This window comes from Pseudomonas sp. FW305-20 (assembly GCF_058788075.1).
Genome location: NZ_JBYTAJ010000001.1, coordinates 136,134 through 150,306, shown reverse-complemented (window position 1 = coordinate 150,306; position 14,173 = coordinate 136,134). Strand labels below are relative to the sequence as shown.

10 protein-coding genes are annotated in these 14,173 nt (G+C 60.9%); 3 read left to right on the top strand and 7 right to left on the bottom strand.

Features of this window, described 5'->3' with window-relative positions:
• Positions 1-35 precede the first annotated feature (35 nt).
• Both AC3WP4_RS00750 and AC3WP4_RS00745 read left to right on the top strand, forming a co-directional pair.
• Complete coding sequence (locus AC3WP4_RS00750; protein ID WP_102614312.1) at positions 36-1,253, top strand: amino acid deaminase; 1,218 nt, start codon at positions 36-38, stop codon at positions 1,251-1,253.
• A 140-nt stretch (positions 1,254-1,393) separates the two neighbouring features.
• The gene (locus AC3WP4_RS00745; protein WP_102614313.1) at positions 1,394-2,329 is read left to right on the top strand and encodes a sugar kinase; all 936 of its coding nucleotides are present in this window, start codon (positions 1,394-1,396) and stop codon (positions 2,327-2,329) included.
• A 55-nt stretch (positions 2,330-2,384) separates the two neighbouring features.
• On the opposite strand, the gene AC3WP4_RS00740 is transcribed toward AC3WP4_RS00745, so the two are convergent.
• Both AC3WP4_RS00740 and AC3WP4_RS00735 read right to left on the bottom strand, forming a co-directional pair.
• Complete coding sequence (locus tag AC3WP4_RS00740; protein WP_007898282.1) at positions 2,385-2,660, bottom strand: peptidylprolyl isomerase; 276 nt, start codon at positions 2,658-2,660, stop codon at positions 2,385-2,387.
• Positions 2,661-2,726: 66 nt separating this feature from the next.
• Positions 2,727-5,264: a PAS domain-containing hybrid sensor histidine kinase/response regulator gene (locus tag AC3WP4_RS00735; RefSeq protein WP_102614314.1), complete on the bottom strand. Its 2,538-nt coding sequence runs from the start codon at positions 5,262-5,264 to the stop codon at positions 2,727-2,729.
• Between the two features lie 119 nt (positions 5,265-5,383).
• Between AC3WP4_RS00735 and AC3WP4_RS00730 the strand changes: the two genes are divergently transcribed.
• Positions 5,384-6,493 carry a PilT/PilU family type 4a pilus ATPase gene (locus tag AC3WP4_RS00730; RefSeq protein WP_074877534.1) on the top strand — a complete coding sequence of 370 codons (1,110 nt, stop codon included), beginning with the start codon at positions 5,384-5,386 and terminating at the stop codon, positions 6,491-6,493.
• Between the two features lie 116 nt (positions 6,494-6,609).
• Here the strand turns inward: AC3WP4_RS00730 and AC3WP4_RS00725 are convergent, their stop codons facing one another.
• From AC3WP4_RS00725 to AC3WP4_RS00705, 5 genes are all read right to left on the bottom strand, one after another.
• Positions 6,610-8,565 carry an acetoacetate--CoA ligase gene (locus AC3WP4_RS00725; protein WP_102614315.1) on the bottom strand — a complete coding sequence of 652 codons (1,956 nt, stop codon included), beginning with the start codon at positions 8,563-8,565 and terminating at the stop codon, positions 6,610-6,612.
• Between the two features lie 152 nt (positions 8,566-8,717).
• Entirely contained in the window at positions 8,718-9,491 is a 774-nt protein-coding gene (locus AC3WP4_RS00720; RefSeq protein WP_074877531.1) for a 3-hydroxybutyrate dehydrogenase, read from the bottom strand.
• Between the two features lie 7 nt (positions 9,492-9,498).
• Positions 9,499-10,890 (bottom strand): GntP family permease, encoded by a 1,392-nt coding sequence (locus AC3WP4_RS00715; protein WP_074877530.1) that lies wholly within the window; start codon positions 10,888-10,890, stop codon positions 9,499-9,501.
• A 286-nt stretch (positions 10,891-11,176) separates the two neighbouring features.
• On the bottom strand, positions 11,177-12,592 hold the full coding sequence (locus AC3WP4_RS00710) for a sigma-54 interaction domain-containing protein (RefSeq protein WP_102614316.1): 1,416 nt from the start codon (positions 12,590-12,592) through the stop codon (positions 11,177-11,179).
• Positions 12,589-14,172, bottom strand: coding sequence for an ABC transporter ATP-binding protein (locus tag AC3WP4_RS00705; RefSeq protein WP_074877525.1), 1,584 nt, complete (start codon positions 14,170-14,172; stop codon positions 12,589-12,591). The genes AC3WP4_RS00710 and AC3WP4_RS00705 overlap by 4 nt, the downstream gene beginning before the upstream one ends.
• Position 14,173 lies beyond the last annotated feature (1 nt).

Sequence of the window (14,173 nt, the reverse complement as noted above, 5' to 3'; positions counted from 1 at the left end):
GGCTGCCTGCGGCCGCGAATGTGAGGAGTTCGAGTATGTTTTCTGTGAAAAATACTGCCACCGTGGAAAAGGGCTTTGCCCACACAGGCGCCAATCTGGTGCGTGACGTCAGCCTGCCTGCGCTGGTGCTGCACCGCGAAGCGCTGGAACACAACATTCGCTGGATGCAGGACTTTGTCAGCAACAGCGGCGCCGAACTCGCCCCCCACGGTAAAACCAGCATGACCCCGGCGCTGTTTCGCCGCCAACTGGATGCCGGTGCCTGGGGCATCACCCTGGCCAGTGCCACCCAGACTCGTGCGGCTTACGCCCACGGCGTGCATCGGGTGCTGATGGCCAACCAACTGGTCGGTACGCCGAACATGGCGCTGATCGCTGATCTGCTGACAGACCCTGCCTTCGATTTCTATTGCATGGTCGATCACCCGGACAACGTCGCTGACCTGGGCGCGTATTTCGCCTCCCGCGGTGTGCGCTTGAACGTGATGATCGAGTACGGCGTGGTCGGCGGTCGTTGTGGTTGCCGCACGGAAGACGAAGTGGTCGCGCTGGCCAAAGCCATTGCTGCACAACCTGCCCTGGCGCTGACCGGGATCGAAGGTTACGAAGGGGTGATTCACGGCGATCACGCGGTGAGCGGTATTCGTGCATTCGCTGATTCTTTGGTACGTATGGCCGTGCAATTGCAGGACAGCGGCGCGTTCGCCATTCCCAAGCCGATCATCACGGCGTCGGGTTCGGCCTGGTATGACCTGATCGCTGAATCCTTCGAAGCGCAGAACGCTGGCGGGCGTTTCCTCAGTGTGCTGCGTCCCGGCAGCTACGTGGCTCACGACCATGGCATCTACAAAGAAGCGCAATGCTGCGTGCTCGACCGCCGCAGCGACCTGCACGAAGGCCTGCGCCCGGCGATGGAAGTCTGGGCGCATGTGCAGTCGTTGCCGGAACCGGGCTTTGCGGTGATCGCCCTGGGTAAACGCGACGTGGCCTACGACGCCGGGTTACCGGTGCCGCTGTTGCGTTACAAGGCGGGCGTGGTGCCGGCGACGGGCGACGACGTCAGCGCCTGCAAGGTGACAGCAGTGATGGACCAGCATGCGTTCATGACCGTGGCGCCGGGGGTTGAGTTGCGGGTGGGGGACATTATTTCCTTTGGCACTTCGCACCCGTGCCTGACGTTCGACAAGTGGCGTATCGGGTGTCTGGTGGATGAGCAGCTGAATGTCATCGAAACCATGGAAACCTGTTTCTAAGGCTCCAGACCGCGGCGCGGCCATCGCGAGCAGGCTCGCTCCCACATTGGATCTTCAGTGTCCACAAATCCTGTGGGAGTGAGCCTGCTCGCGATGACGGCCGGCCAGACAACACAGAAACACCTGGGACTACAAAAACAATGAACACCATCAGCACTCTCGGCCCCAACACTCCGCGTATCGCCCTGATCGGCGAGTGCATGATCGAGTTGCAGCAACGCGCCGACGGCAGTCTGCAACAGAGTTTCGGTGGCGATACCTTGAACACGGCGGTTTACCTGTCCCGGGAGTTGGGCGAGGGCGGCTTGGTGGATTACGTCACCGCTCTGGGCGACGACAGTTTCAGCGACGCCATGTGCCAGAGCTGGGCTGATGAAAACATCGGGCTGGGTTTGGTCCAGCGCTTGCCCGGCCGTTTGCCCGGCTTGTATTGCATCCAGACTGACGCTGCCGGCGAGCGGCGTTTTCTCTACTGGCGCAACGAGGCGGCGGTCCGCGACTGTTTCACCACCCCGGCTGCCGCGCCGATCCTGGCGGCACTGCCGGATTACGATGTGCTGTATTTCAGCGGCATCACCCTGGCGGTGCTCGGTGCGCAAGGTCGGGAGAAGCTGCTCGAAACCCTGGTCGAAGCCCGGCAGCGGGATGCGCGGATCGTGTTCGACAACAACTACCGACCACGTTTGTGGGCATCGATCGAGGACGCACGAGCGGCCTATCGCAGCGTTCTGCCGTATGTTGACCTGGCGTTGCTGACCGTTGATGACGAGCAGGCGCTGTTTGATTTTTCCGATTGCGAGGCGGTGTTTGCCGCATACGAGCAGATTGGCACGCCTGAAGTGGTACTCAAGCGTGGTGCCGAAGCGTGTTTGATTCGTTGTGATGGCGAGTCGTTTGAAGTGCCGGCGCAGGTAGTCGAACAGGTTGTGGACACCACGGCGGCGGGGGATTCGTTCAGCGCGGCGTATTTGGCCAGTCGCCTGAAAGGAGGCAGCCCGGTTGAGGCGGCTGAAGCGGGGCATCGATTGGCGAGTCGGGTGATTCAGGTGCCGGGAGCACTTATTCCGAAAAACTGAAATGCAATCCCTGTGGCGAGGGGATTCTGTGGCGAGGGGGCCCTCAGCCAACCGATCAATCCCGGTAAAACACCTGCACCAGGTGATAGCCGAACTTGCTCTTGATCGGACCATGCACAACCCGCAATGGTTTTTTGAAAATCACCGCATCGATAACCCCGACCATCTGTCCGGGCCGCACTTCACCCAGGTCGCCGCCGCGCTTGCCGGACGGGCAGGTGGAATACTTCTTGGCCAGCACATCGAAGGCTTCGCCCTTGGCGATGCGTTGTTTGAGCTGTTCGGCTTCTTCCGAGGTTTTCACCAGAATATGGCGGGCTTGAGCTTTCATTCGCAGTACCTTGCAACGGTGGTGGCTATGTGGGTGCCAGCGTGAGGCGCGCGATTATGCCTGAACTCAGTCCGGTTGGCCGATCATCGCGCGAATCTTGTTGGCCATCAGGTCAATGGAAAACGGCTTGGCCACCATGTCCATGCCTTCCTCCAGGAAGCCCTGGCGCTCGGCGGCTTTTTCCGCATAACCGGTCATGAACAGCACTTTGAGCGCGGGCCGATGCTGGCGGGCAATCTCCGCCAGTTGCCGACCGTTCATCCCCGGCAGCCCGACGTCGGTGACCAGCAAATCGATCCGCAGGTCGGATTCGAGCAGGGGCAGGGCGGTCTTCGCGTCTTCGGCTTCATGGGCGTGATAACCCAACTCCTTGAGCAGGTCGAGCACCAGCATGCGCACCGCCGGGTCGTCCTCCACCAACACCACGGTTTCCCCGGCAATCGCGGCCGGTGCTTCGCTGGTGACCGGCATCAAGACGTTTTCGGGCTCTGCGTTATGCAGCCGCGGCAGGTACAGACGGACGCTGGTGCCCTGACCCGGCAAGCTGAACAGGCTGACATGCCCGCCCGACTGCTGGGCAAAACCATAGATCATCGACAACCCAAGACCGGTGCCTTGGCCGATGGGTTTGGTGGTGAAGAATGGGTCGAAGGCCTTGGCCAGCACCGACGGGGTCATCCCGGTGCCGTTGTCGCTGACGGCAATCATCAGATAATCCCCGGCCTTGACCGGTTCCAGGGTGTTGATGTCACTGCTGTCGAGGTACACGTTGGCGGTTTCGATCCGCAACTCGCCGCCGTCGGGCATGGCGTCCCGGGCGTTGATCACCAGATTGAGCAGGCCGTTTTCCAGCTGGCTGACGTCGGTGCTGACCGGCCAGACGTCATCGGCCAGTTGCAGTTTGAGCTCGATGTGATCGCCCGTGGTCCGACTGAGCAGGTCTTCCAGGGAATGGATCAGATCATTGGCGTTCAGCGGCCTGCGGTCCAGTGACTGACGCCGGGAAAACGCCAGCAGGCGATGGGTCAGGGCGGCGGCGCGGTTGGCCGAGGACACTGCCGCCTCGCTGAAACGCCCCACCTCGGCGGCGCGCCCGTCGGCGATGTAGCGCTGCATCAAGTCGAGGCTGCCGATAATTCCGGTGAGCATATTGTTGAAGTCATGGGCGATGCCGCCGGTAAGCTGGCCGAGGGCTTCCATCTTCTGGGCATGGCGCAACGCCTCTTCGGCCCGTTCGCGTTCGAACATCTCGTTCTGCAGTCGCTGGTTGGCTTGCGCCAATTGTTGAGTGCGGGCGGCGACTCGTTCCTCAAGGGTTTCGTTGAGATTGCGCAGGGCTTCTTCGGTCTGTTTGCGCTCGGTTTCGTCAATCACAAAGATATAGAAGCCATTGACCGCACCATCCGCGCCGTGGCGCGGCAAGTAGTTCATCAGGGCATGGCGGATGCTGCCGTCACGGTGCGAGGTGCTGAGGCTGAAACAACAAGGTTTGCCGGACAGCGCCTGTGCGATGTGTTCGGCGCGCAAGGAATAGGCTTCTTCACCCAGTACTTCGCGGATGGTTTTGCCAAAGAGCTCCTGAGGCGTCAGCCCGTACCAGTCGAGGTAGGCCGCATTGTTCAGGCGAAAGCGTTCCTCGCTGTCCACGTAGCTGATCAGGATCGGCATGGCGTTGATGATCAGTTGCAGCTCGGTCTGACTTTGCCGCAAGGCTTGTTCTGTATGTTTACGTTCGGTCAGGTCCAGGGCTGCGCCGAGGAAGCGGATTGGCCGTCCATGGTGGTCCTTGTAGCAACGACCCCGGGCAAACACCCAGCGCAACTGACCGTCGGCTTGCAGCAGGCGATATTCCTCGGCGTATTCGGTGCCGTGGGTGATGGAGTGCTTGATGCTGCGGGCGACCATGGCGCGGTCTTGCGGGTGCACCCCCTGAAGGTAGGCGCTGATGGGCAACTGATTGGCGAGCAGCGGGTCGATACCGTGTAACTGGGCGAAGTGAGCGTCGGCGATGAAACGGTCTTCGTTGATGTCCCAGTCCCAGGTGCCCACGGCGTCGGTGGCCGCGAGGGCCAGTTGCAGGCGTTCCTCGGTTTCGTGCTGGGCCTTGAGGCTGGCAGCCGAACGCTGCTCGAGTTCGAGGGCGATGCGTCGGCGCTCGTTGGTTTCGATGGCGGTAACCAGAATCCCGGCGACCTGGGCGCTTTCATCGCGGATGGGGCTGTAGGTCAGGTCCAGCCAGAAGTCGGAATCCTGGCCGTTGCGCTGCAAGGTGAAGCGCTGTTCGCTGTAGGTCCGTACCTGTCCTTGTAGGACGGCGCTGTAAATGGGGTCGGTAAAGTCTTTTAGCTCTGGCCAGACCAGGTGTGTCGGTTGTCCGAAAGCATGCGGATGTTTGCTGCCGGACAGCAGGGCGAAGCCGTCGTTGTAGATCTGGGTGAGCTGCGGCCCCCACAGCAACAGCATGGGCATCGGCGAATGAATCACGATATCCACGGCGGTGCGCAGGCTTTGCGGCCAGGTACTGGCAGCGCCCAGTGGGCTGAGTCTCCAGTCCAGTCGGGCAATCAAGGCCTGGGCATCGCTGCCGGTCGGTGTTGCGTTCATCAAGATGTCCTGCACTTAAGTCGGTGTGGCGGTGTCGACTATCCTTGTACCGCAGTAGATGCTGGCTGACCCATTTGGGTCATTTTTGTTCATTGAATGCTTCGCGGGTGCTTTTTGCCATGGAAATCGATGCACTGTTAGGGCTCCTGGCCAGCCAGAATGGCTCCGATCTTTATCTGTCCACCGGTGCGCCACCCAGCGCACGCTTCGAGGGTGTGCTTAAACCCTTGGCTGATCAGCCGTTCAAGCCGGGAGAAGTCGCGGCCATTGCCGCGTCCATCATGGACGCCGAACAGCGTCTTGAGTTCGATCGTGAACTGGAGATGAACCTGGCGATTTCCTTGGCCGGTATCGGGCGCTTTCGGGTCAATATCTTCAAACAACGCAACGATGTGTCAATCGTGGCGCGCAACATCAAGCTCGACATTCCGCGTTTCGAAAACTTAAAACTGCCGCCGGTACTGCTCGAGACGGTGATGCTCAAACAAGGACTGATGCTGTTCGTCGGCGCTACCGGCTCGGGCAAGTCTACCTCGCTGGCGGCATTGATCGACTACCGCAATCGCCACAGCAGTGGCCACATCATCACCATCGAAGACCCGGTCGAGTACATTCATCGGCACAAGAAATCGATCATCAACCAGCGCGAGGTCGGCGTCGATACCCGCAGTTTTCACGCCGCATTGAAGAACACCCTGCGCCAGGCACCGGACGTGGTGCTGATCGGCGAAATCCGTGACCGCGAAACGATGGAGCATGCACTGGCGTTTGCCGATACCGGTCATCTGGTGATTTCCACCCTGCATGCCCACAACGCCCATCAGGCGCTGGACCGCATCATCAACTTCTTCCCCGAGGAACGGCGGACACAGCTGCTTCACGACCTGGGCAACAACCTCAAGGCGTTCGTGTCCCAACGGTTGGTGCACACCCGGGATGGTCAGCGACGGGCGGCGGTGGAAGTGATGATTGGCACGCCAACTGTCGGCGATCTGATCCGGCGCAATGAGTTATCCGAACTCAAGGGGATCATGGAGAAGTCTGTGGAGCTGGGGATGCAGACGTTCGACGGAGCGCTTTACGCATTGGTTGTCGAGGGGGCGATCAATGAGGAGGAAGCGTTGAAGTATGCGGATTCAGTGAACAATTTGCGTCTGCGGCTAAAGCTGCACGCCGAAGCGTCACCGCAATCCCCCGCACCACCGGGTGAATGGGGATTAATGGACTGACATAAATCCCATGTGGGAGCGAGCCTGCTCGCGATGGCTGCGGGTCAGTCAGTATTGATGTCGACTGACACACCGCTTTCGCGAGCAGGCTCGCTCCCACAGTAGATCCCCGGCGTTCAGTCGTTGAGTTCGGGGCGGTTTCGGAATTGCTCAAGCGCCTCGGGATTGGCCAAGGCATCAGTGTTTTTGACCTTCTGCCCATGCACCACATTCCTCACCGCCAGTTCAACGACCTTGCCGCTGATAGTGCGCGGTATATCGGTCACCGCGACAATCTTCGCCGGCACATGCCGCGGTGTGGTGTTGGCGCGGATGACCTGGCGAATCTGTTGTTGCAGCGCTTCGTCCAGTTTGACGCCCTCGCGCAACCGCACGAACAGCACCACCCGCACGTCATCCTGCCACTGCTGACCGATGGCCACGCTGTCCAGGACCTGTGGCACTTTCTCCACCTGACGGTAGATTTCCGCGGTTCCGATGCGCACGCCGCCGGGGTTGAGCACAGCGTCGGAGCGTCCGTGGATCATCATCCCGCCGTGGGGCAATTGTTCTGCGTAATCGCCTTGGGCCCAGACACCGGGGAACTGACTGAAATACGAAGCGCGGAGCTTTTCCTGCCGAGGGTCATTCCAGAACCCGATGGGGATGGCCGGGAAGTGCCGGGTACACACCAGCTCACCTTTTTCGCCGACTACCGGCTGGCCATTGTCGTTCCAGACTTCCACCGCCATGCCCAGGCTTTTGCCTTGTATCTCGCCACGGCGTACCGGTTGCAACGGATTACCGTTCACAAAACACGAGACGATGTCGGTGCCACCGGACATCGAGGCCAGGCACAGGTCGGGCTTGAAGTCGCGGTAGACGTAGTCGTAACTTTGCGGCGATAACGCGGAGCCGGTGCACAGCAGGGTTTTGAGGCTGCTCAGGTCATGGCTTTCGCGAGGTTTGATGCCGCTGCTTTCCAGGGTTGCCAGGTACTTGGGGCTGGTGCCGAAGACACTGATGCGTTCGTCGTCGATCAGGTCGATCAGGCGCTCCGGGTCCGGATGAAATGGTGAGCCGTCGTACAGCACCACCGTGCTGTCCACGGCCAGCGCCGAGACCAGCCAGTTCCACATCATCCAGCCGCAGGTGGTGTAGTAGAACAACCGGTCGCCGGGGCCGAGGTCGCAATGCAATCCGTGTTCCTTGACGTGTTGCAGCAACACGCCGCCGGTGCTGTGAATGATGCATTTCGGCACGCCGGTGGTGCCGCTGGAGTAGAGGATGTACAGCGGATGCGCGAACGGCACGGGGACGAATTCCGGCTCGCCGCCCACGTCGTAGAAGTCATCCCAGAGCGTCACGTTGGCCGTGGTGTGGAAGTGTTCGATGCGCGCTTGCGGCCGGGCGTAAGGCACGACAATCAACTGCTGCAAGGACGGCAAGCGCTCGAGGATTTCATTGACCTTGGCGGTCTGGTCGATGTCCTTGCCGGCATAGCGGTACCCGGCGCAGGTGAGCAGCACTTTCGGTTCGATCTGGCCGAAGCGATCGATCACCCCTTGGGTGCCGAAATCCGGCGAAGAGCAAGACCAGATTGCCCCCAGGCTGGTGGTGGCGAGCATGGCCACCAGGGTTTGCCAGGTGTTCGGCATGCAGGCGGCCACTCGATCGCCAATGACGACGCCAGCGGCGATCAAGCTGTTTTGGAAACCGGCGACATGCTCCGCCAGTTCGGCCCAGGTCAGGTGTTCACGCTGGCCGTTTTCGCCGATGGCAATGACCGCCACGCCATCGTCGCGACGGCGCATCAGGTGTTCGGCGAAGTTCAGGGTGGCGCCGGGAAACCATTGGGCGCTGGGCATTTGCGTGCCCTCGACCAGTACTGCGTCCGGTTGATCGTGGAAACGGATGTCGAAGAAATCGACGATGGCCTGCCAGAACGCTTCACGCTGATCGATGGACCATTGATGCAGGGCAGGGTAGTCGTCGACGTGGAGGTTGTGTCGCTGATTGATGAAGCGCCGAAAGGCCTCCATGCGGGTCTTGCCGATGCGCTTGGCGCTGGGTTGCCAGAGGATGTCGGACATGGCTTGCCTCTTCTTGTTGCTCTCTCGTTCAGATCGTTCCCACGCTCTGCGTGGGAATGCCTCAGCGGACGCTCCGCGTTCGGCTCTTGGGACGCAGAGCGTCCCGGGCTGCATTCCCACGCAGAGCGTGGGAACGATCAGGGTCCGGTTGGTTATTGCGCCAACCACCCACCATCAATATTCCACGCCGCGCCACGCACCTGGCTACCGGCCTCGCTGCACAAGAACAGCACCAGTTCGCCCAATTGTGGCGGCGTTACAAACTCCAGGGAAGGCTGCTTCTCGGCCAGCAAATCATGCTGCGCCTGTTGCGGGTCGATGCCTTTGGCGATGCGGTCATCAATCTGTTTTTGCACCAGAGGCGTCAGCACCCAACCCGGGCAGATGGCGTTGCAGGTGACATTGGTGGTGGCCGTTTCCAGCCCGACCACTTTGGTCAAACCGATCACCCCATGCTTGGCTGCCACGTAGGCTGCCTTGCCCACCGACCCGACCTGGCCGTGCACCGAAGCGATATTGATGATCCGTCCCCAGCCTTTGGCGCGCATGCCTGGCAGGCTCAAACGGGAGCTGTGGAATACCGACGACAGGTTGATCGCAATGATCGAATCCCAGCGCTCCACCGGGAACTCTTCCAGCGGCGCCACGTGCTGGATGCCGGCATTGTTGACCAGGATGTCCACGCCGCCGAACTCACGCTCGGCGTAGGCGATCATGTCGGCGATCTGCTCAGGGTTGCTAACGTCGGCCGGGTGATGGCCGACCTTGCCGCCGAATTGTTCGACCTCGGCAATCACCTTGGATGCATCACCGAAACCGTTGAGGATCAGATTGGCGCCAGCCTTGGCCAGGCTGAGGGCTATCCCTAAGCCGATGCCGCTGGTGGACCCGGTGACCAGTGCAGTCTTGCCCGAAAGAGTTGTCATGAATACCTCACACAATGCCAGTGGCGTAGAAAACACCGATCACCACAAAAACTGCCAGGGTCTTGATCAGCGTAATACAGAAAATGTCTTTGTAGGCTTCGCGATGGGTCAGGCCGGTGACCGCCAGCAAGGTAATCACCGCGCCGTTATGCGGCAGGGTGTCCATGCCGCCACTGGCCATCGCCGCCACCCGGTGCAGCACTTCCAGGGGGATGTTGGCGGCGTGGGCCGCTGCGATGAAGTCATTGGCCATGGCCGCCAGCGCAATGCTCATGCCGCCCGACGCAGAACCGGTGATGCCGGCCAGCAGGGTCACGGTGATCGCTTCGTTGACCAGCGGGTTGGGAATGCTTTTGAGCCAGTCAGCCAGCACCAGGAAGCCTGGCAACGAGGCGATCACTGCGCCGAATCCATATTCCGACGCGGTGTTCATCGCCGCCAGCAACGAACCGCTGACCGCACTTCGACTGCCTTCGGCCAACTTGCCGCGAATCGCCTGGAAGCCGAACACCAGCACCATAAGGATGCCGACCAGCAAGGCTGCCTGAACGGCCCAGATCGCCGTCAGCTTGGCAATTTCAGTGGTCACCGGCGCGGCCATGCCCGGCAGCGCGAGGCTGTGGGTCTTGCCGTACCATTGTGGAATCCACTGGGTAAACAGCAGGTTCATGATGCCCACCGCCAGCAGCGGCGACACAGCAATCCACGGATTAGGCAGTTTGATGTCGGCAGCGGTTTCCGGCTCGTTGCGCAGTTCGGTGCCATAACCTTCACCTGTGCGCTGGGCCTTGTTGCGCTGGCGTTGCAGAAACAGCATGCCGGCGCAGACCACGAAGATCGAGCCGATCAGGCCCAGCCAGGGCGCGGCCCAGGCGGTGGTGTTGAAGAAAGTGCTGGGGATGATGTTCTGGATCTGCGGGGTGCCGGGCAGGGCGTCCATGGTGAAAGAGAACGCGCCGAGGGCGATGGTCGCCGGGATCAGGCGCTTGGGAATATTGCTCTGGCGGAACATTTCGGCAGCAAACGGGTAGACCGCGAACACCACCACGAACAGCGACACGCCGCCGTAAGTCAGCAGGGCGCAGACCAGCACGATCACCAGCATCGCCTGACGGGTGCCGAGCAGGCGAATCGCCGCAGCGACGATGGAGCGGGAGAAGCCCGACAACTCGATCAGCTTGCCGAACACTGCACCGAGCAGGAACACCGGGAAATACAGTTTGATGAAACCGACCATTTTCTCCATGAACACCCCGGTGAAGGCGGGGGCGACGGCGGAAGGGTCGGTGAGCAGCACGGCGCCGAGGGCGGCAATCGGGGCAAAGAGGATAACGCTGTAGCCACGGTAGGCCGCGAGCATTAGCAGCGTGAGGGCTGCCAAGGCAATGATCACACTCATGGTGTGTCTCCTGGATTGTTATTTTTGTAGGGTGGAACTGTTGTGGGAGAGGGCTTTAGCGAGTTTCGTGCCAGATGGTTAAGGCATTGAAATATATGGATTTTTTTCAGGTTTTCATGGCGCGCTTGAAGTTGTTGTCTCTAATCGGAGACGTGTGTCGATTTTGAAGGCCTCTTCGCGAGCAGGCTGGCTCCCACAGGTTGACCGAGTTGCGCGCAAGAACGCGGTAAATGTGGGAGCGAGCCTGCTCGCGAAGGTCTTTCTATAGATGGAGATTTGTGTCTCGTTATAGAGACTCCGCAATCCCCAATGCCACCATCTTCTTGTACAACGTCGACCGCCCCAACCCCAACCGCGCCGCCGCTTCAACCACCTTCCCGCCGCATTGCGCGAGGGCCGCTTCAATCAACTGCCGATCAAACCGCTCTCGCGCCGCACTGAACGTCTCTTGCGCAACCGGCTCAATCGTGACAGGCGCCACGCGCGCGACCGGTGTGAACGTACCAATCGCCGCGCGGATATCCGCGGCATTCAGCATCAAGTCATCACTGAGCAGCGCTGCCCGCTCCAGCACGTTGCGCAGCTCGCGAATGTTCCCCGGCCAGGCATGTTGACCCAGCAACTCCAGGGCTTCGCGGTTCAATTCGTGCTGACTGCGCAGCTCCTCCAGAATCGCTTCACTGAGGGCCGGCAGGTCATCGAGTCGATCACGCAGCGGCGGGACCTGGATTGGCAGCACGTTGAGGCGGTAATACAGATCGGCGCGAAACTCGCCGCGTTTGATCGCCGCTTCCAGATCCGTGGAGGTCGCGGCAATTACTCGCACATCGCTCTGGATCACTTCGTTGGACCCCACCGGCTCGAATTCTTTCTCCTGCAGTACCCGCAGCAGTTTGCTTTGCAGGGGCAGCGGCATGTCGCCGATTTCATCGAGAAACAGGGTGCCGCCCTGGGCGATCTGTAACTTGCCGGCACGGCCTTTGCGATCGGCACCGGTAAACGCGCCGGGCGCGGTGCCGAAGAATTCCGCTTCCAGCAACGATTCGGGAATCGCCGCGCTGTTGATGCTGACAAAGGCTTTATGCGCACGCGGCGAAGCGCCGTGGATCGCTTGAGCCAGCAACTCTTTGCCAGTGCCGGTTTCACCCAGCAGCAACACAGGCGACTCGGCGCTGGCGCTGCGTCGAGCACGGCGCTTGACTTCGAGGCTGGCGGCGCTGGTGCCGATAAAGTGCGCGAAGTTGTACTTGGTTTGCCGCGCCCGCAGCAGCGAGCGGGTGGAGGCCAGTTCTTCCTGCATGCTCATGTAGCGCTTGAGCATCGGCGAGAGGCTGCGCAATTCATCGAACAGCGCAAACCCGATGGCGCCGATCACCACGCCGGCGTCGTCATGAATCGGCAGGCGCATCACCACCAGCGGTTCTTTGGGGGTGTCCTGCATATCGAGCAGGATCGGCCGACCGGTGCGCACCACCTCGCGCAACAGACTGCCGGGGATCACGCTTTCGCAGGCCTTGCCGATCGCCACTTCCGCCGATTCCAGGCCAAAGCGCCGGGCATAGCGCTCGTTCATCCAGACAATGTTCGCATCGCGGTCGACAATCACCGTGCCTTCGCTGGACTGCTCGATGATCTCGAACAACGAACGGATGGCCAGAAGGCGAACGCGCTGGTAGTCCTTGAGGCTTTCGGTGGTGTTCATCGGATGGCCTCAGGATGCGCCGCCGCCAACAGCTCCTTGGTATACGGATGCTGCGGCGATTCGAACACGTCATGGCTGGCACCGCTTTCCACCACTTTGCCGTCCCTGATCACGATCATGTCATGCGCCAGGGCGCGCACCACCGCCAGGTCGTGGCTGATGAACAGGTAGGTCAGGCCATGTTTTTCCTGAAGTTGGCGGAGCAGGGCGACCACTTGTTTTTGCACCGTGCGATCCAGTGCCGAGGTCGGTTCGTCCAGCAGGATCAGCGCCGGTTTCAGCACCAGCGCCCGGGCGATGGCGATGCGTTGGCGTTGGCCGCCGGAAAACTCATGCGGGTAGCGATGACGGCTTTGCGGGTCGAGGCCGACTTCCTCCAGTGCCCGAATCACTTCGGCCTTGCATTCGTCAGCCGTCAACTGGCTATGCACCTCAAGGCCTTCACTGATGATCTGCGCCACGGACATCCGCGGGCTGAGGCTGCCGAACGGGTCCTGGAACACCACCTGCATTTTCTTGCGCCACGGCCGCAGCTGTTTTTGCGTCAGGCCATCCAGCGCTTCACCTTGAAAGCGGATGCTGCCTTCGGAATCGAGCAAGCGCAGGATCGCCTGACCCAACGTCGACTTGCCGGAACCGGACTCGCCGACAATGCCCAGCGTCTTGCCGCGCTGAATGTTGAGGCTGATGCCGTCCACGGCCTTCAGGTAGGTCTTGCGCTGAAACAGCCCGCCACCGACGACGAACCGCACCCGCAAGTCATCGACCTCAAGCACGTTCTCGCGCTCGTCCCGGGGCAACGCTTCACCTTCCGGTTCGGCATTCAGCAACACGCAGCTGTAAGGATGTTTCGGTTCGGTAAACAGTGTTTCGCAAGGTGCCTGCTCGACGATTTCCCCGGCCTTCATCACGCAGACCCGTTGGGCAATGCTGCGCACCAGATTGAGGTCGTGGCTGATCAGCAGCAGCGACATGCCGAGACGCTGTTGCAGGGATTTGAGCAGCAGCAGGATCTTGCGCTGCACTGTCACGTCCAACGCTGTGGTCGGCTCGTCGGCGATCAGCAGCTCCGGTTCGCAGGCCAGGGCCATGGCGATCATCACCCGTTGCCGTTGGCCGCCGGACAGTTGATGGGGATAGGCCTTGAGCCGCTCTTGGGGCTTCTGAATGCCGACCAGATGCAGCAACTCAAGTATCCGCGCTTGCGCCGCTTTACCGGCCAGGCCCTTGTGCAGCAGCAGGGTTTCGCCGATCTGCTTTTCGATGCTGTGCAGCGGATTGAGCGAAGTCATGGGCTCCTGGAAGATCATCGCGATGCGGTCACCCCGCAGTTCTCGCAACACCTTGGCCGATGCGCCGACCAGCTCCTGGCCACGGTAGCGAATACTGCCGGTGGTTTCGGTACCGGTCTCGGGCAGCAGTTGCAGGATCGAGTGAGCGGTCACCGACTTGCCGCAGCCCGACTCGCCCACCAGCGCCAGGCATTCACCGGGGCGGATGTCCAGGCACAGATTGCGCACCACGGTCTGGCCGCTGAAGGCCACATTAAGGTCACGGATTTCGATCAGGTTGTTACTCATA